Source organism: Corynebacterium sputi DSM 45148, from assembly GCF_000427865.1.
In the GTDB taxonomy this organism is placed as follows: Bacteria; Actinomycetota; Actinomycetes; order Mycobacteriales; family Mycobacteriaceae; genus Corynebacterium; species Corynebacterium sputi.
This window is the reverse complement of record NZ_ATYV01000024.1, coordinates 23754-41300: the sequence shown is the minus strand read 5'-3', so window position 1 is coordinate 41300 and position 17547 is coordinate 23754. Positions and strand designations below refer to the sequence as shown.

Below are 17547 nucleotides of genomic sequence, written 5' to 3'. Positions count from 1 at the left end.
TACGCCACCGGGCAACCTTCTCCCGCAACGACGCAGCATCAGCGAACCCGCGCTGCCACACATCGAACTGATCCAACTCCACCCGCTTGAGCAATGGACCCACCGCAGCCAGCGCNCCCATCGGATCACGCTCNCACAGATACACCTGCATCATCNCNACCACCGGATCCGGCGGNGCAANACTGGGCGGATCTGGATCCTTGACCGGCTCCAACGAGCGCACCTGCCCTTGGTACCGGCGGGCCTTGAACTTCTGATGCGCATCTCGAGCCTCAGCTCGCCGCGCGGCAGCGGCAACAGCTTTGCTCGCCTCGTGCTCNCTAATCGCGGAGATAATCTGCTCGGGGCCCTCGTCCGGTGCCATGATCCGCAGGCTCTGCAGCATCCGCACAATCGGCTGGGCCCGGCGGGCCCGCGCAACCAGATTGCGCCACTGNGCTCTNGCCGCATCGCGATACTCGTTATGCTCGGCGCGCAGTTTCGCCGCAGCTCGGATGCTCGCGGCAAAAGGCACCGCACCAGGATGCGATAGCGGCCCTGCCGGCTCGGTCGCCACCTGCGCCCCACCGATGCTGGTCCAATACTCCGTTCCCTCCAGCGAGCGAGTCACATCCCACAGGCCTTTGGTTTTCTCATTGTGGTGGCGCCGGCACAAGCTGTGCAGGTTGTCGGTGCTGGTGGGCCCGCCTTCTGCGTGGTTGGTGATGTGGTCCATGTCCGCCGCAGCAGCGCTGCGGGTACATCCGGGGAAGCGGCAGGTGCCATCGCGGCCGATGATCAATGCCCGCTGGGACTCGGTGGCGGCATATNCACCGGAGGTGGAGGGGTGCANNNNGTCCACGGAGGTCACCATCGANANNTACTCCTNNGTNANNGCTTCAGNGAGCATCCCCACTCCAGGCATCCATACCGGGCCACCNTCNACACTGCGGTATAGGTGCAGGTTGATCGATGCGGTGGAGGTGCCGCGGATCAGGTGCATGAAAGCTGNGGTGTTATCGCAGTTGTCGGTGGCGGCGATGGTGCTGATGACTCGGTGGGCTTCCTCGGCGTGGGCGCGGGAGAGTGTGACGGTGATGCGGTCGGGACTGTGTCGGTAGGACTCGTGGATGTCCTCGGGGATGGGTGCTCCGGCGAGGTCGGTGGGCCGGGCGGNGTGCTCGACGGTGTCGATGGCGCGTTGGATGGCGCCGAAAATCTCTCGCCAGGGAGGCAGGGCAAGTTTGTCGACCCGTGGGGTCAGTGCGGCCANTAGCAGTGGTTCGAGACTCTCGTGGTGGGCCTGGTCGATGGGGAAGGTGGCGGTGGCGAGTTTTTTCAGCAGGTGCAGTGGTGCGAAACCGCGGGTGGTGAGCACTGTGGCGAGTTTGGGCATGCGGTGCAGCAGCAGGCCGATTTTGCGGTAGTCGCAGGCGGCGGTGGTGCTTTGGCCAAGGTCTGCGGTGAGGCAGGTGGTGTGGTGGCGCACGTCGTCNTCNGGGNNGCANAGGCANANNGCGGCGAGGGTGAGTTCGCTGCGGTTGCGGTTCAGCGCTGCTTCGGCGCGGGCGGAGGTGTTCTCGTGTGCCCATTGTGGTGCGGTCTCGGCGAGGGCTGCGGTGAAGGGGCAGTTGGTGGTGCCGTGGGTGTTGTCCATGGTGGTGCCCCCCTTTGTTCTTGATGTCGAACTGTTTCGCTGGTGTGTTCGACTATTGCAGGTTGTTTCTGCGGTTTCAAGAGGCCAGGGGGTTGTTTCGATAGTGTTATCGAATGTTCACCTGCTGGTATGTGTTGCCTAGGCGAGCTGCTCCTCGATCGCCGCAGTCACCTTCGCGTCTTCCGGCTCGGTCTGCGGATCGAAGCGATCCACGACTTCACCCTCCGGGGAGATAAGGAACTTTTCAAAGTTCCAGCGAATGTCTCCAGTGTGGCCGGTGGAGTCGGGTGTGGAGATGAGGGCGTCGTAAAGCGGGTGGCGGTTGTCGCCATTCACATCGACCTTCTCCGTCATCGGGAAGGTGACGCCGTACGTCGCGGAGCAGAACTCTGCGATTTCCTCGGGGCTGCCGGGCTCCTGGCCCATGAACTGGTTGCAGGGCACACCCAGAACGGTGAAACCCTTGTCGCCGTAGGCTTTCTGGAGATTCTCCAGGCCGGTGTACTGGGGCGTGAGACCACACTTGGAAGCCACATTCACCACCAGAACAGTCTGGCCCTGGTACTGGCTGAGGTTTGCCGGCTCGCCGTCGAGGGAATTGATGTCAATGTCGAAGATGCTCATGCGGCCCAGTGTGCCGCAATGATCAGTTGCGCGAAGTAACGGCTGCCAGCGCCCAACTGACTACGGACAGCACAATCGCGCCGAAGATGGCCTGCCACCAGAACGGATCAACCGTCAGGCCCCACCCGAGGACCTTTGTGAACTGAGACGTCAGCCAGAGAAGGAAAGCATTGATAACGATGCTGAAGAGACCAAGCGTGAGAATCAGCAGGGGAAGCGAGAGGATCTGCAGGATCGGCTTGATCGCGTTGACCAGACCAAACAGAGCCGCGACGACGAAGATAACGCCGAGCTGGCTGGCGGTGTCATTGCCTCCGACGAAGTTGGCGCCGGGAACGACCAAGGTCATCACCCACAGGGCGAAGCCGTTGAGGGCAGTGCGGAACAGGTAGCTCATCATGCGCTTATTCTCGCATGTCGGCCCCGGTGAAGGGCCCTGATCTAGCCTTCGACTTTTCCCGTAGCGGGACTGAGTCGGTTACCCTTGACCAGTTTAAAGGGAGAGAATTCACCGGTGATCACCTCCGGACGACGTTGAGTCAGGACTGAGTCAGATTTGTTGAGCAAGATTTTCGCGGGATTGCGGCGCGAGCCGGAACCGGCGGCGCTGCCCCGGACTGGATACCGGCAGGACATCAACGGCCTGCGTGGTCTGGCGATCGCGCTTGTCGTGTTCTTCCACGTGTTCGACGGGCGAGTGTCGGCCGGTGTCGACATCTTCCTGCTGATCGGCGGCTACTTCTTCTTCAAGTCCCAGATCAATAACGCGGCGAGGTCCTATGGGATCCGGCTGTGGCAATCCGTCGTGAGGCTAATCAGGCGCCTGGCGCCGGCGCTGTTGGTGGTCGTCGGCTTGTGTACCGGGTGGATGCTGCTGGCCAATGGTCGGTGGATGTGGTCGGACATTCTCTCCGATGTGCCGCCTGCGGTCGGTTATTACATGAATATCGCGCTGGTAGACGCGGAATCTGAGTACGCCCAGGCGGGCACCGGAGTCTCCCCGTTCCAGCACCTGTGGTCGATGTCCGTGCAGATGCAGATCTACCTCGTCGCGATGGTGGCGTTCGCGTTCGGAGCCGTGCTGGTCAATCTCGCGCTGAAGCGTTCTGAGTCGCTGCGAGTGCGCCAACGGACCATCTGGCTGGTGGCTGTGTCGGTGTTGTCTGTCTGCACCCTGCTGTCCTTCCTGCAGGCGATGGACATGAGCGCTTCCGACCAGATGGCGAACTACTACTCGACGGGCTCCCGTTTCTGGGAGGTCGGCCTGGGTGGCCTGGCTGGTCTGCTGCTGATCCGTATCCCGGTGCCGCACTACTTCGGCCGCATCCTGGGGTACATCGGCATGGCGATGATCATGGCCACGCCGTTCTTCCTTAATGGTGTGGAACTGTTCCCGGGACCGTGGACGCTGTTCCCGCTCACCGGCGCACTTCTGGTGATCCTGGCCGGTCAGGAAGAAGGACGACTCCGCGGAGTGAACCGACTCCTGGCCACGCAGCCGTTCCAGTTCCTTGGTCGAATCTCGTACGCCCTGTACCTCTGGCACTGGCCGCTGCTGATCATTCTGATGGTGACATTCGGTGTTGAGACGCATTCGGTTCCGCTCGGCATTGTTGTCATTATCGCCTCGGTACTGCTGGCCATGGCGACGCACCGGTGGATCGAGATTCCGCTCGGAGAAGAAGGCCGACCGGAGCGCGGATGGCCGAGCTTCTCCAAGGCGTACCAGGCAATGACGTCCCACAAGTACAAGGCTTTGGCCGGTGCGGGGCTGTCGGTTCTGGCCGTCGTGTTGCTGTTTAGTCACTCAGTATTTGAGCGGACCCTGACCTACCGCGCCACGAACACTTTGGAAGCGGCTATCGACGCCGACTACCCAGGTGCGAAGGCTGCCCTAGAGGATCGCGGCTACCCGGACAATAAGCCGGTGCTGCCGCTGACAACCACGTCTTCCTTCATGCAGCCGCAGACGCAGGAAGATGGGTGCTATCTCGGATGGGGTGGCACGGACCTGATCTTCACGCAGGACCAGGGCAACTCGGATATCCCTTGTGTCTACGGAGATATCGGTTCGGAGGACACGCTGTACCTGATCGGCGCGTCCCACTCGGAGCATTACCTGCCTGCCCTGGACGCGATCGGTAAGAAGCGCGGCTTCGCCGTGATCCCGATGCTGAAGATGGGTTGCCCGTTCAACCACTCCTACGCCGCCGGTAGCGGCCGGAACTTCCCGGAGTGCGCGGAGTGGTCTGCGAATGTCATCAACTGGGTGAAGGAACACCCGCCGACAGAGGGCGTCTTTATGACCACCACGCGGCCGGCGCACCCAGATTCGGACGGCACTGAGTACGTGCCCACTGAGTACTACGACGCCGTCAGCCAGTTCTCCGCCGCCGGCATCACCACCTTCGGCGTCCGTGACAACCCGTGGCCGGCGTACATCAAGGACGGCGAGCGCAATATGCGTATCTGCGTCGCCGCCGGTAACTCGGACTGTTCCTTTCCGGACACTCTCGGCCCGATCGACCCGTCGCGTGGCGGTTACGCAGGCCTGGACGTGGTGTACATCAACCTCCAAGAGGCTTTCTGCCAGAACGGTCGTTGCCCCGGCGTCGTGGGCAATGTGCTGGTCTATCGCGATATGGACCATCTGACGAACCTATTCGTGGAGACTCTCACCGACGAGATCGATCGCCAGATGTTCGAGCAGGAGACTCCTGGGAACAGGTGATCGACTCGTGTTAGTCTTTGCCCGGCCTGAATCGCAGGTCATGACGATAGGAACATAATGGACGAGATCCCCCGTGTGGTCGATGACTCGAGATTCACATGGTCGGAGGTGGAGCCGGGTTTCTACGTAGGCAGCTTCGCCGGAAACTTCATCGGTTACGTGGACCATACGTCCGGCGAAGGTTTCCATGCCTACGACATGAAGTCGCAGTCGGTGGGAGAGTTCGACGCACTAGATGTCGCCATGGTGCGTCTGACCGATAGTTTTCTGCCCTCGTCGGAAGTAGTGGTGTACCCATGACGGTTCTGAAGTATCTCGTCTACACCAGTCAGGCCACCTTTGAGCCCAATGACGAGGATCTGCAGAACATCCTCACGAGCTCTCGTCGCAACAACGCTGAGGCCGATATCACCGGGATCCTTCTTTTCCGCGGTAACCGTTTTATTCAGTTCTTGGAGGGCTCGCCGGAGCGCATTGATGCGCTCATGACAGTGCTTAACGACGACCCCAGACACCGCGACGTTCGGGTCCTCATTGAGGAATCAGCCGCACATCGGCGATTCACCGACTGGCGGATGGGATACCGGAAGCTCGGAGCAGGTCGGCCCTACGGAGGCGCGGGTATCCGCGATAGTTTCAGTGACCTGACCCAAGAGACTGACTATTCCATCCTCAGCCGCGCAGCCACCGAGTTCTCGTTGTGGTTCAAGGTGAAAGAGGGCGCGGGGATTTAGTTCGCTGGGCGTTCCCCGAAGATTGCCTGGCCCACGCGGATCGTGGTGGCGCCCTCGGCAATTGCCAGTTCGAAATCGCCGGACATTCCCATCGACAATTCGCTGAGGAAGTCCCCGTGTGCGACCTCGTTGCGGAGCTCGCGGGTGCGGGAGAAGCAGCGGCGGATGGCGTCGTCGTCCGTTGAGAGCATCGCCATCGTCATGAAGCCGCGCGGGATCAACCGCGGGTACGGCCCCTCGGGGCCGAGTTCGGCAGCGAATTCTCGCGCCTCGTCGATGGTGAAGCCAGCCTTCTGCGGTTCATCTGAGGAGTTGACCTGGATGAACACCTCCAGCGTCCGGTCCGCCTCTTCGAGTTTGCGCTGCAGCGCACCGGCCACCTTCGGTCGGTCCAGGGCATGGAATTCCGACGCGAAAGCCACCAGCTGACTGGCTTTGTTCGTTTGGAGGGGGCCGATGACGGCCCAGCGGGGGCCGTCGAGAAGCGATGCTTTTTCCGAGGCCTCTTGGACTCGATTCTCCGCGAACGTGTCGCACCCAAAGTCCTGCAGTTCCGACCACGCCTCGGCGACGGTGGCCGCCGGGAATGTCTTGCTCACGGGAAGAATCCGGACGTCGGAGGGGTTTCGACCGGCCTCGCGGGCAGCGGCGTCGACTCGGTCGCGGATCTGCGTGAACCTCTCGGTGAAACTCATGGTCCAAAAGCCTAACGGGAATTGTTCTTCGTCCGCTTTGTCGCCTGAGCGCTCCACGGATCCTCTGGCCACGGGTGTTTGGGGTAGCGGCCGCGCATTTCGGCTCTGACCTGCAAGTAAGGTCCGGCCCAAAAGCTACGAAGGTCTTTGGTGACAGCCAATGGACGCCCTGCTGGCGATAGCATGTGCAGCACCACGGGAATCCCGAGAATCGTTGGGGTGTCGGCCATTCCGAAGCATTCCTGGAGTTTCACGGCGAGGACCGGTTCCTCGCCCGAGTAGTCGATTCGGATGTTCGAACCGGAAGGGACAGGCAGCCGTTCGGGTACCAGGGATTCCAGTTCAGAAGCCTCTGGCCAGGGCAGCAGCCGCCGCAGTTGGTCGACGCCGATCGGCCCTGGGGTCGGCGAATCTGCCTCGTTGGCCAGCAGCGTCTCGAGCTGCTCGGCTAGGCCTGCGTCGCTGACATCTGGCCATGGCGCCCCGCGCTGTGCATGCAGCAGCGCGAGCCGAGCCCTGAAGGTCTCGGCGCTTGACGTGAGCTTCACGACGTCCACGCCCGCCCCAAATATCGCCTCTCTGCACTGAGCGGGTGTGGGCCGCACTGGATGGGAAGCCAATTCGATCGCACCGAGGCAGGTCTTTTCCCGTGCGCGGACCGAGGTGTCCATCGTGACCTCAGTGGTTCTGGTGAGCAGGGCAGCGGCAGCCCATTCGGCCAGTTCGCGAGTTGCCGGCTCGGCCGAACGGACCCGGGCACCGCTACCGGTTCGGGACACGTCCGTGATTGCCAGCCATTCCATGCCACCGAAGGAGGCCGGTGCGGTGGCCGCGGTGCCGCCGATGGTGAGGAATTCGTCCGAGTCAGGGGAGCGTCGTCGGGCGATGCGGTCGGGGCGGGCGAGGGCGGCGACGAGGGAGATGTCTGGAACCTTCGGTGCAGATTCCTTCGCAAAAGGCGTCTCACCTGTGAGTTTCTGGAGTCGCTTGGGATCATCATCGGACAATGCGGCGGTGGCGTCGGCGGCACGCTTGGCACCAATGACGGACATCGCGGTGAGCAGTGCCCGACCCATCCGCGGATCCAGCGGAAGTTTCGCCAGAGTCTGGCCCAATTCGGTGATCTGGCCATCTTCCATAGCGCCGATGGAATGAAGGGCTTGGTGGGCGGCGTGGACGTGGGTGGGTGGGGGAGCGTCGGGAAGCGGGAGTCCTTCACCACCGGGCGTGCCCCATGCGGCAAGATCAAGCATCGCTTGGGTCAGGTCCGCGACGGTGATCTCCGGGGCGGGCCAGGCATCCAAGTTCCGCCATTCGGCTTCACTGATGCAGCGGATCGCGACGCCCGGACCCAGACGCGCCGCACGACCAGAACGCTGCTGTGCAGAGGACTTCGCACACGAGGTGGTGACCAGGCCAGACATCCCCCGCGCTAGATCAATGCGGGGGCCGCGAGCGAGGCAGGCATCCACGACACCACGCACTCCCGGCACGGTGAGTGAGGACTCCGCGACGACGGTCGACACAATGATCCGCTGCTCGATTGAACCGGCCAGCACCCGGTCTTGCTCAGCAGAGCTCAGCCGCCCGTGGAGTGGCAGGACCGTGATGCTGGACCGATCCTTGATGGTCGCGATGACCCGATCGACCTCCCGGACGCCTGGAACGAAGGTGAGGATGTCGCCGCTGAGGGCGTCGGAAAGCGAAAGAGCTTGAGCCGCAACATGGTCGAGGAAGTCGAACTCCACCCCGCGCGGGCCCAAACGAGGCCCCGATGAGGGGGCGTACCGGATATCCAGTTCGTGCAGGACGGCGGGGGAATCGACAATGGGGGCGCCAAGGAGCTCGGCGAATCGGGCAGCATCGACCGTGGCGGACATTGCCACGACGGTGAGATCCTCCCGGAGTTCGCGCAGTTCACACAGCATCGCCAGGACCAGGTCGGTGTCCAAGCCACGCTCGTGGACCTCATCGAGAACGACGGCGCTGATGCCTGGCAGCTCCGGATCGGACAGCAGCCGGCGCAACAGAACACCGGGCGTGCAGAACTCCACCTGCGTTCGCGCGCTGCGCTTGGAGTCCCCACGAACGGTGTACCCGACCTCCTCGCCGAGTCTGGTGCCGCTGAGCTGCGCCAAACGCCGGGCAGCCGCACGCACCGACACGCGCCGAGGAGCGGTGACCACGACCCGACCGTCCACCGTGTTCGCGACAACTGGCGGCACGACCGTCGTTTTGCCGGTGCCGGGAGGAGCCTGGACGACCGCGACGCCCGCGGTGCGAAGGGCCTCCGTGAGCGTTTCGACTGCCCCCGAGAACGGCAGATCGTCCCCTATGCGGGTGATATCGAAACTCATGCACTCAGCTTGCCATTAGGATGAGCGGTGATGGACATCATCGACAGTCACTTTCACATCATTGGCGCAAGGGACATGGAGCCCTCGCTGCCTTTTGCGCCCCCTCCGTTTACGGTCGACACGTACCTGCAGGTCACAGACCGGATCGTTGGGGGTCGGATTACCGGCGGAGTGGTCGTTGGCGGCAGTAAGAACGAACGGGCGGAGACGCTTCGCGAGTCGCTGGAGCAATTGGAGTTGGAAGCGCGCTCTCGTGGATTCGCGCGGGCCGATGGTCGCAACTTCATCGGGATGATCACTGGCACCTCGGATCTGGGGGCGGAGCGGGTACTCACACTGCACGCGGAAGGCATTCGCGGCATTAGGTTCAACTTGCTGCGGGGCCAGCCGATCGCTGAGGGGGATTTGCTGGCGGTGGCGGAGAAGGTTCACGACATCGCAGGGTGGACCACAGACATTGCGGTCGACATTGCGGAGCGGCCGGAACTGGCTGATGAGTTAGCGGATCTACCCGCGGTCTGTATTAATCACTTGGGGGTAAGCGGCGTTGGGGTGCCGAAGCTGGTGGAGCTGGCCTCGTGCGGGGTGCGGGTGAAGGCCACGGGATTTGGGCGCATCGATTTTGCAGCTGCTGATGCTCTCGACAAGATTCACCGCGCGAATCCTGAGGCGCTGATGTTCGGCACCGATCTGCCGGGAACCCGCGCTCAAAGGCGTTTCGAGCAGGGTGATGTGGACCTTCTCGTCGACGTTCTCGGCGAATGGGAAATGCGACGGATCATGCACGACAACGCAGCGGACTTCTACGACTTTTCGGCGTAAGTTCTTCTGCATGCAACGTGATTTGAGCAGGTTCGCGTGGCTGTCCATCGGGGCGGCTCTAGTGACGATCTTCCTGAAGGCAAGTGCCTTCGTGATGACCGGGTCGGTCGGTCTGCTGTCCGACGCCGCAGAGTCCTCAGTGAATCTGGTGGCGGCAGTCCTCGCTCTCTTCGTGCTGAAGATCATTGCTCGGCCAGCCGACCGGGACCACGAGTTCGGGCATTCGAAAGCTGAGTACTTCTCCTCCGGAGTCGAAGGCGCGATGATCTTGGTGGCGGCGGTGTTCATCATCGTCACTGCCACCGAGCGCCTAATTAATCCGGCGGAGGTCTCTGACCTTGGCATCGGTTTGATCCTCATGTTCATCGCCGCGGTGATTAACGGTGTGGTCGGCCTGATCCTTATCCGGGCGGGCAAGGAACACCGGTCGATCACCCTGACCGCTGATGGAAAGCACCTGCTTACCGACGTCTGGACCTCCGTCGGCGTCATCATCGGCATCGGCTTGGTCTGGATCACCGGCTGGCAGATCCTGGACCCGATTGTGGCTCTTCTCGTCGCGCTGAACATCTTGGTTACCGGCTGGAACCTCATGCGCGAGTCCGTCGGCGGACTCATGGACAAGGCAATGGACGGCGATGACCGCGGCGATGTCGACGCGATCCTCGACGCCTACCGCTCCGAGGATGACGATATTGACGTCCACGAGATCCGCACCCGCGTCTCCGGCCGCCAAGAGTTCATCGAATTCCACCTCCTAGTCCCAGGAGAATGGACAGTGGACCAAGGCCATGACCTGGTGGAGTCGATGGAAGAGGACCTGCGCGAGAGATTCCCTGGAGTGCATATCGCCTCCCACCTGGAACCGGTGGAAGATGAGCGGGCCTACGACGACGTGGACCTGTGATGACCGGCGGACAACTCCTCCGCCGCAGTCTCCTCCGGCAGAAGAAGCGTGTCCTCATCGGTGGTTTTTTCCTCGGGCTCTGGCAACTCTGTGAAGCGATGGTGCCCGTTGCGATCGGTGTGATCGTTGACCGCGCGGTGCTGCCATTGGACACCCGTCTCATCATTATCGGGCTCGTCGGCTTCGCGCTGCTCTTCGTGGCACTGAGCTACTCGTACCGTTTTGGCTCGCGCTCGCTTAACGCCGCTGTGAACCACGAAGGTCACCGGTTGCGTATGGAGGTCGTCCGCAAGGCCCTAGTGGAGGCGAACCCGGAGACCCTTGTTCCTGGGGAGGTGATGTCGCGCTCGACTGCTGATTCGGATGCCTCCACTCGCATCTTCGGCCAGGTTGGTGCGGGAACCTCTGCGATTACTGGATTCCTTGGCGCTGCTGGCTATTTGCTCTACACTGACTGGCTCGTCGGGCTGCTCGTGCTCATCGTCGTGCCGCTCATTTCCGTGCTGGTCATGCGCCTGGGTAAGGGGATTTCTCATCGCAGCCGCGCCCAACAAGAAGCTGTTGCGGAGGCAGGCGCTCGGGTTGGCGACATCATGGCCGGGCTGCCGGTACTCAAGGCCGTGCGCGGTCATCGTTGGGCCCAACAGTCCTACACCGAGGCCTCGCGCCACTCCGCTGAGGCCGGCAAGCGCACCGCTAGCGTGTCTGGTCAGGTCGCCGGAATCGGTGAGTTTGCCGTTGCGGCGACGCTTGCCGCGGTTGTTCTTCTCTCCGGGTTCCGGCTTATTGATGGTCAGCTCGCTGCAGGTCAGCTCGTCGCGATCGTCGGCGTCGCGGTGTATCTCTCTGAGCCGATCCGGCTGGTGGGCATCGCCGTCACTGACGCTGCCGTCGCCCATGGCGCTGCCGGTCGCATCGCGGAGTTCCTCGCGGAACCCGCGGTGGAACCGCGTCAAGAACGGCTTCCCGACGTCTCCAACCCCTCATTCATCCTCATCCCCACCACAGACCGCGAGCGGGGCTCTGCAGACATCTTCGAGGGAACGGTGCGCTCTAACATCGCGATGAGCCATGAGGACGGTGTGGTGATTCCAGACGACGTCGTACACGCGGCAATGCTCGATCTGCCTCTGGACCTGGAGATCCGCGAAGCCGGCGACAACCTCTCTGGCGGGCAACGACAGCGGCTCGCTCTTGCGCGGGCTTTGTACGCGGACCGGGAAGTGCTCGTACTCGAGGACCCGACCAGCGCCGTCGACTCGGTCACTGAAGCGGCCATCGCATTGAGAGTCCATGAACTCAGGCGGGGGCGCACGACGGTCGTCTACAGTTCCTCGCCTGCGTTCCGTGCGGTCGCTGACGTAGTGATGGAGGAGTCGCGGTGAAGTTCCGTATTGCTGGAGTGATCGTCGTTGGGCTGATCACTGCCACCGCAGGTCTGGTCGGCCCCTGGTCCGTGGGCCAGTTGGTCGACATCATGCTGGAAGACCCGAACTACGCCACAGTGGTGCGCTACGCGCTGATCATCCTGCTGGCCGGCGCAATCGCTGGGCTGGGCACCTGGGCAGGAGCAGTCCTGCTTGCCGGAGTCCTCGAGCCGTGGATCGCGAAGCTCCGCGAGGACGTCCTAGCCGCGTCCTTGAAGCTCGACTCCCAGTTCCGCCGGGGTGATCTAGTCTCTCGAGTCGCCGACGATTCCCGGGAGATCTCCACTGCCGCAACATCAGTCATCCCGACCGTTGTCTCCTCCATGTTCACCATCGTCGTCTCTGCGATCGGTATGACTGCCGTGGATTGGCGCCTGGGTCTGATTGGCCTCATCGCAATCCCGATGTACTGGACTACTTTGCGCGTCTACCTGCCTCGTTCAGGCCCGATGTACCGAAGCGAGCGCGAGGCGTTCGGGCTACGTGCGCGTCGCCTGCTTGGTGGTGTCGAAGGTGTGAAGACCCTTCGTGCCTTTGACGCCACCGACATCGAACTCCGCCGCATCGACTCCGCTTCTTCCCGGGCTCGCGACATTGCGATCGAGGTCTTCCGCTTCCTCACCTGGGCGTTCTCCCGGAACAACCGAGCCGAGGCCGTTGTGCTCATCTGCATCCTCGGAGCCGGATTCCTCCTGGTCAGAGGCGACTACACTACCGTTGGTGCGGTCTCTGCGGCAGCGCTGATCTTCCATCGCCTCTTCGGACCAGTCGGCACGATCGTGGGAATGTTCGACCGCATCCAGTCCGCCGGAGCCTCACTGACTCGCATGCGTGAAGTGCTCGCCGCGGCCGACGGCATCGAGGTCGCAGGACCAGGCCCCTTGGCTCCAGGTGAGCTCCGACTGTCCGGCGTGGAGTACGCCTACGGAGATGGAGGACCGGTGCTTCACGACGTCTCCCTATCCATCCCACCCGGCCACCACATCGCCATCGTCGGTGCCACTGGAGCGGGAAAGAGCACCGTGGCGAAGATCGTCTCTGGGCAGCTGACCGCCAACTCTGGTGAGGTTGAGACCGGGGGAGTGGTGTCCATGGTCAGCCAGGAAGTCCACAACTTCCGCGGCACCATCCTTGACAACCTTCGAGTCGCAGACCCCGACGCCACCGACGAACACATCCTCCACGTCCTTTCCCAGGTCGGCGCCGACTCGTGGATTTCCCGACTTCCCGGCGGCCCCTCAACTCTCATCGGCGACGGCAGCCGCACCCTCACCGGAGTCCAGTCCCAGTTGCTGGCGCTGGCGCGCCTGCAGTTGGCGAATCCGGACCTGGTGATCCTCGATGAAGCCACCGCTGAGGCCGGATCCAGCGGAGCCGGCGCACTCGATCGCGCCGTGGATGTGGTCCTCACCGGGCGTAGCGCCCTGATGATCGCGCACCGCTTGGATCAGGCCGTGAATGCCGACCGAGTGATCGTCATGGAGGCCGGTGCCATCATCGAATCCGGCACGCATGCCGACCTCGTCGCCGCCGGCGGCCGGTACGCGCAGTTGTGGTCCGTCTGGTCAGAGGGCCGCTAGAGCGAACCCCGCTATGGTCAGCCCGAGCTTCTTCAGATAAATTCCATGAACTGTCTTGCAGATTGGTAAGCGCTTGGCTGGTGGCCAAGAGATCGCAGTTTCAATTCCTGCTAGCCGGCCGAGAGTCGTGGAAATCCAAAGGCTTCGGCGACAGGCGGAACGGACAAATACTGATGAGATCAGGTCTTCGTTATCTCATGAGGGGCGAAAGAAGGTAATACTTTGCCGGCTGACTTGCTTGATTAAGTCAACCTCATTCGGGGAGTCAATTTTCCAAAGGGTGGTATTGGCAATGAACCCCAGATAATCTAAGAAGAGAATTTTCAGAATGGGTGACTTCTCCACTAGTTGCTGAGGTGCGAGAGGTCGCGCCTACACTCTGTTGACTTCGACACTCAGGCATTCGCGAAGCAGTGAAGCGGTTCTCAAGCCGCCGATAATTTCACCGATGGAGTGTCAATCAAGGAGTCGTGTCCCTTATGTCACTCATTTACCTTTGAACTCAGTTAGCCTTCTTGCATGAATGAATCTTTGGTCTTGTCCGCCGACCTGTTCAAGTACTGGCACGTCGATTTCGAGCGTGGGAAGATCCGCATCGAGTGTCAGGACGGTCAGATTTTTGAGGAGAGGCTTGAGCCTAGGCACCAGCAGGAGAATTCTTTAGTCGCTTCCTCAACGTTCGATTGGGAGAGGTGGTGGATCATCTCGACAACGAGTAAGAACGACGTAATCATTACGGAGGGTTTTAACCCAGCGTCCCCTCCTCCTCTAAATGGCCGGCCATCGGTCTACCTCGACCAAAATCACTGGAGGACCGTTGCCGATGCCGTGCGAAACCCGGATCGTGTTGAAGACCCTGATGAACGACTCGCGGCCCAGGACTTGATCCGGCTCGCCACCGACGCGGGGATAGTGCTCCCTCTCTCGGCGGGGCACCTCATCGAGACCGCGGGTCTGAACGGTCACCGCCGCTACGAGATTGGCGTCGTAATGGCGCAATTGGCCGGTGGGTGGCAATTCCGCAACCCGCTCGATCTTTGGAAATATGATTGCGAAGTGTCAATCCGTGAGCATTTGGGCCTGACCGAGGAAGCGCCGGTCTTGCATCCAATCGTCACCGAACCCGGAGCACTTTTCAGGAGAGATACCTCCCTCGGTATCACTGAAAAATCCTCCGAACAAGACAAATTTATGGCGATGCTTACCATGCCAAGCGTCGTCCTCGATATACTCACAGACCCAGATCGGATACCGAAAGACCCCCTCTCGAAGTGGGTTACTCATCATGCCTCTATCACCGAACAAATCCATGGCGAAGGGTTGCCAAAAGAACAGCGCCGGCGCCTCGCGAGACGTCGCTACTGGAACGAAAACATTTCCTTTTATAAGGCCGCGTACAGGAGGCTCACGCGCACGGCCGATTTTCCGACGTTCAGCGACAGCGAGCTTTCTCGCCTGTTCTCAACCCAACCGATGGTCGGGTTGGTATCTGAACTATTCATTCGTAGGTTCACTGACCACATGACCAAATGGAGGCGCAATGACCTAGTCGATATGTTCCACCTTTCCAGCGCTGCTGGATACGCTAACTATGTTTGTGCTGAGGGCCACACTGGTACACAACTCCGAGACGCGCAGCGTGCCCTCGGGCGTCCCGAGACTGTCTTCACAAACCTGAACGATATGGTCACTGCCATTCGCCGTGATGGCGTCCGAACCGAGTCCGAGCGAACCGAGGCCGGTTAGATCGTCACTCTCTGAATTCCGTCGTCTGAATCACCCGCAGGCTAGTTAGCGGACCGGCGAATACTCATTGGGGTGCAGCCATATTTCAAGCTGACCAGAGACACCGTTTTCTCCGTCCCGGATGCCGTTGGCGCTAGCCGAAAAGAGAATCGATTAGGAACCCATAAAAATTGAGGTTCATGAATAAATCTGATTTGGAATGCCTGTTCAGCTTGAGTCGGATTTAGAGCGATGCCAGACTTGGCAAGTCTTTCCGCTGTTTCGATGAGACCTTCATCTGAAAACCAATCACGCTGCGCCCCGTATGCGCCGATGCGGTCGGTCTGGTCCGAGGGCCGCACAGGTGACTGATTCCGATCACATGCAGGAATGCCGACCTGGGGAAATGCAATTGTCGGTGATCGGTTTCAGTCACCTGTGAGGGAAGATCCCCGAGCACCCTCGTCGCCACGAGCCGACCACATGCGTGTCGACGATTCCGATCGCCTCCATCAGCGCATACGCCGTCGTTGGGCCGACGAAGGAGAAGCCGTTCTTCTTGAGGGTTTTGGCGAGATCGCGAGAGGCGTCACTGGTCGTCGGGACTTGATCGAGGGCCTCCGGGACGGGAGTCTCGTCGGTGAGGAATGACCAGATCAGTGCCGGAAGCCCAGGTTCGGTGGTGCCGACGGGAGTGCTGATTGGGGCGAACTGGTCGGAGTCGCGAAGTGCGATCGTCGCCCGAGCATTCTTTACGGTGGCGAGGATTTTGGCGCGGTTGCGGATGATGGAGGCGTCGTGAAGCAACGCGTTTTGCTCGCCGTCCGACATAGCGGCGATGGCATCGACGTCGAAGCCGTGGAAGACGCGGCGGAAATCCTCCCGCTTGCGGAGGATGATGTCCCAGCTCAGGCCGGACTGGAAAGCCTCCAGAGTGACTCGCTCGAATAGACCTTGTTCGGTGAGAACTGGCATGCCCCACTCGGTGTCGTAGTAATTGAGCATGCGGGAGTTGGTGTAGGCCCAAGGGGTGCGGAGGAGACCGTCAGGGCCTTCGATGGGGCCATTGTTTTCCGGCATGGTCAGCATCGTAACTGTGGAATGGCCGTACCCTCGGGGCATGAGCGAACATACGGAGTCCACGGCCGTCATGGACACGCCGATCGGAAAGCTGACCGTGACCGCCGACGAGCGCGGCCTTACCGAGATCCGTTTCGGTGACTGGCTGGACGGGCGAGAATCCACCGGTAACAGCGAGATTCTCGACCGTGCTGTGCAGCAATTGCGCGAGTATTTCGAGAGAACGCGCCGCGAATTCGATCTGCCCCTGGTCCTGCCAGAGGGAGACAAATTCTCCGAGCGAGGCGTGCGGGCCATGGCGACGATCCCGTACGGGGAGGTGTGGACTTATGGCGAACTCGCGGCGGCGGCAGGTTCGCCGAAGGCCTCGCGAGCTGCGGGGCAGGTGTGCGCGACGAACCCATTGCCGATCATCGTGCCGTGTCACCGCGTGAAGCCGGCGACCGGTGGAGTGGGGGACTTTGGGCCCGGCCCGGAACTGAAGAAGTGGCTGCTCCGGCACGAAAGCGTGGCGTGACTACCTACGTCACCGTAGGATAATTGTATGACTTCATTGGTATTTGATCGCGGCCCCAGGCCGATCCTCCGTGGCTGGCTGCACGTCGGCGCAGCGGTGGCTGCCGCGGTCGCGGGCATCTTGCTAGTCGTCGTGGCCTCAATGCGTGCGGAGAGCACCGCTACGGTCACCGCGACAGCGATTTACGCGGCGTGCCTCACCGCGACGATGGCGGTCTCGGGGATCTACCACCGCTGGCGTTTCCGGAGCTTGAAGTCAGTGACAGCTTGGAGACGAGCAGATCACGCGATGATTGCCGTCTTCATCGCTGGTACCTATGGCCCGATCGCAACGAGCGTCTTGCCTCCGGACACGGCGATTCGACTGCTTATCATGTGCTGGGCTGGTGCGTTGGCGGCAGTGATCGTGAACGTCGCGTGGATCGGTCATCCGCGGTGGGTGGATGTCGTGATCTATCTGTTCCTCGGTTGGCTGATCATTTGGGAGGTGCCGGCGTTGGTCGCCGGAGCTGGCTGGACGGTCACAATTCTTCTGGCCGTTGGCGGCATCATCTACTCCATTGGTGCACTGTTCTACGGTCTGAAGTGGCCGAATCCGTCGCCTCGCTGGTTCGGTTTCCACGAGGTGTTCCACGCAGGAACGATCATCGCGGCGATCTTGCACTACATCGCTATTTGGCTCGTGGTGTGGTGAATTGGCGGCCCTCGGGGGC

16 protein-coding genes are annotated in these 17547 nt (G+C 61.5%); 10 read left to right on the top strand and 6 right to left on the bottom strand.

Annotated elements, in window-relative coordinates:
- From YWU_RS18960 to YWU_RS0111755, 3 genes are all read right to left on the bottom strand, one after another.
- On the bottom strand, nt 1–715 hold a 715-nt coding region (locus YWU_RS18960; RefSeq protein WP_476695845.1), incomplete at its 3' end, for an HNH endonuclease signature motif containing protein.
- A 1059-nt stretch (nt 716–1774) separates the two neighbouring features.
- A complete protein-coding gene (locus YWU_RS0111760) occupies nt 1775–2260 on the bottom strand; it encodes a glutathione peroxidase (RefSeq protein WP_027020635.1) in 486 nt (161 codons plus the stop codon).
- A 22-nt stretch (nt 2261–2282) separates the two neighbouring features.
- Nucleotides 2283–2660, bottom strand: coding sequence for a phage holin family protein (locus tag YWU_RS0111755; protein ID WP_027020634.1), 378 nt, complete (start codon nt 2658–2660; stop codon nt 2283–2285).
- 159 nt (nt 2661–2819) lie between these two features.
- On the opposite strand from YWU_RS0111755, the gene YWU_RS0111745 reads away from it, so the two are divergent.
- The 3 genes from YWU_RS0111745 to YWU_RS16605 are packed head-to-tail and all read left to right on the top strand — an operon-like array spanning nt 2820 to nt 5725.
- Nucleotides 2820–4991 carry an acyltransferase family protein gene (locus YWU_RS0111745; RefSeq protein ID WP_169718913.1) on the top strand — a complete coding sequence of 724 codons (2172 nt, stop codon included), beginning with the start codon at nt 2820–2822 and terminating at the stop codon, nt 4989–4991.
- Between the two features lie 57 nt (nt 4992–5048).
- Nucleotides 5049–5291, top strand: coding sequence for a hypothetical protein (locus tag YWU_RS0111740; protein WP_034647794.1), 243 nt, complete (start codon nt 5049–5051; stop codon nt 5289–5291).
- On the top strand, nt 5288–5725 hold the full coding sequence (locus YWU_RS16605) for a BLUF domain-containing protein (protein ID WP_034647793.1): 438 nt from the start codon (nt 5288–5290) through the stop codon (nt 5723–5725). The genes YWU_RS0111740 and YWU_RS16605 overlap by 4 nt, the downstream gene beginning before the upstream one ends.
- Here the strand turns inward: YWU_RS16605 and YWU_RS0111730 are convergent.
- Nucleotides 5722–6420 (bottom strand): YggS family pyridoxal phosphate-dependent enzyme, encoded by a 699-nt coding sequence (locus YWU_RS0111730; protein ID WP_027020631.1) that lies wholly within the window; start codon nt 6418–6420, stop codon nt 5722–5724. The two genes, YWU_RS16605 and YWU_RS0111730, sit on opposite strands and share 4 nt — an antisense overlap.
- Nucleotides 6421–6431: 11 nt before the next feature.
- The gene (locus tag YWU_RS0111725) at nt 6432–8777 is read right to left on the bottom strand and encodes an ATP-dependent RNA helicase (RefSeq protein WP_027020630.1); all 2346 of its coding nucleotides are present in this window, start codon (nt 8775–8777) and stop codon (nt 6432–6434) included.
- A 30-nt stretch (nt 8778–8807) separates the two neighbouring features.
- Between YWU_RS0111725 and YWU_RS0111720 the strand changes: the two genes are divergently transcribed.
- From YWU_RS0111720 to YWU_RS0111700, 5 genes are all read left to right on the top strand, one after another.
- The gene (locus YWU_RS0111720) at nt 8808–9599 is read left to right on the top strand and encodes an amidohydrolase family protein (RefSeq protein WP_034647792.1); all 792 of its coding nucleotides are present in this window, start codon (nt 8808–8810) and stop codon (nt 9597–9599) included.
- A 10-nt stretch (nt 9600–9609) separates the two neighbouring features.
- Entirely contained in the window at nt 9610–10506 is an 897-nt protein-coding gene (locus tag YWU_RS0111715; RefSeq protein ID WP_027020628.1) for a cation diffusion facilitator family transporter, read from the top strand.
- Complete coding sequence (locus YWU_RS18820; protein WP_034647790.1) at nt 10506–11891, top strand: ABC transporter transmembrane domain-containing protein; 1386 nt, start codon at nt 10506–10508, stop codon at nt 11889–11891. Before YWU_RS0111715 ends, YWU_RS18820 begins: the two co-directional genes overlap by 1 nt.
- Nucleotides 11888–13513, top strand: a complete 1626-nt coding sequence (locus YWU_RS18365; protein WP_205618333.1) for an ABC transporter ATP-binding protein — start codon at nt 11888–11890, stop codon at nt 13511–13513. Before YWU_RS18820 ends, YWU_RS18365 begins: the two co-directional genes overlap by 4 nt.
- 519 nt (nt 13514–14032) lie before the next feature.
- Nucleotides 14033–15259 (top strand): hypothetical protein, encoded by a 1227-nt coding sequence (locus YWU_RS0111700; protein ID WP_156892830.1) that lies wholly within the window; start codon nt 14033–14035, stop codon nt 15257–15259.
- 411 nt (nt 15260–15670) lie between these two features.
- Here YWU_RS0111700 and YWU_RS0111695 read toward each other — a convergent pair whose 3' ends face one another.
- Complete coding sequence (locus YWU_RS0111695) at nt 15671–16318, bottom strand: DNA-3-methyladenine glycosylase I (RefSeq protein WP_034647805.1); 648 nt, start codon at nt 16316–16318, stop codon at nt 15671–15673.
- Nucleotides 16319–16358: 40 nt separating this feature from the next.
- Here YWU_RS0111695 and YWU_RS0111690 point away from each other — a divergent pair, with 40 nt between their 5' ends.
- Complete coding sequence (locus tag YWU_RS0111690) at nt 16359–16835, top strand: methylated-DNA--[protein]-cysteine S-methyltransferase (RefSeq protein WP_027020623.1); 477 nt, start codon at nt 16359–16361, stop codon at nt 16833–16835.
- A gap of 27 nt (nt 16836–16862) precedes the next feature.
- On the top strand, nt 16863–17528 hold the full coding sequence (trhA, locus tag YWU_RS16600) for a PAQR family membrane homeostasis protein TrhA (RefSeq protein ID WP_051260310.1): 666 nt from the start codon (nt 16863–16865) through the stop codon (nt 17526–17528).
- The last annotated feature ends 19 nt before the right edge of the window (nt 17529–17547 follow it).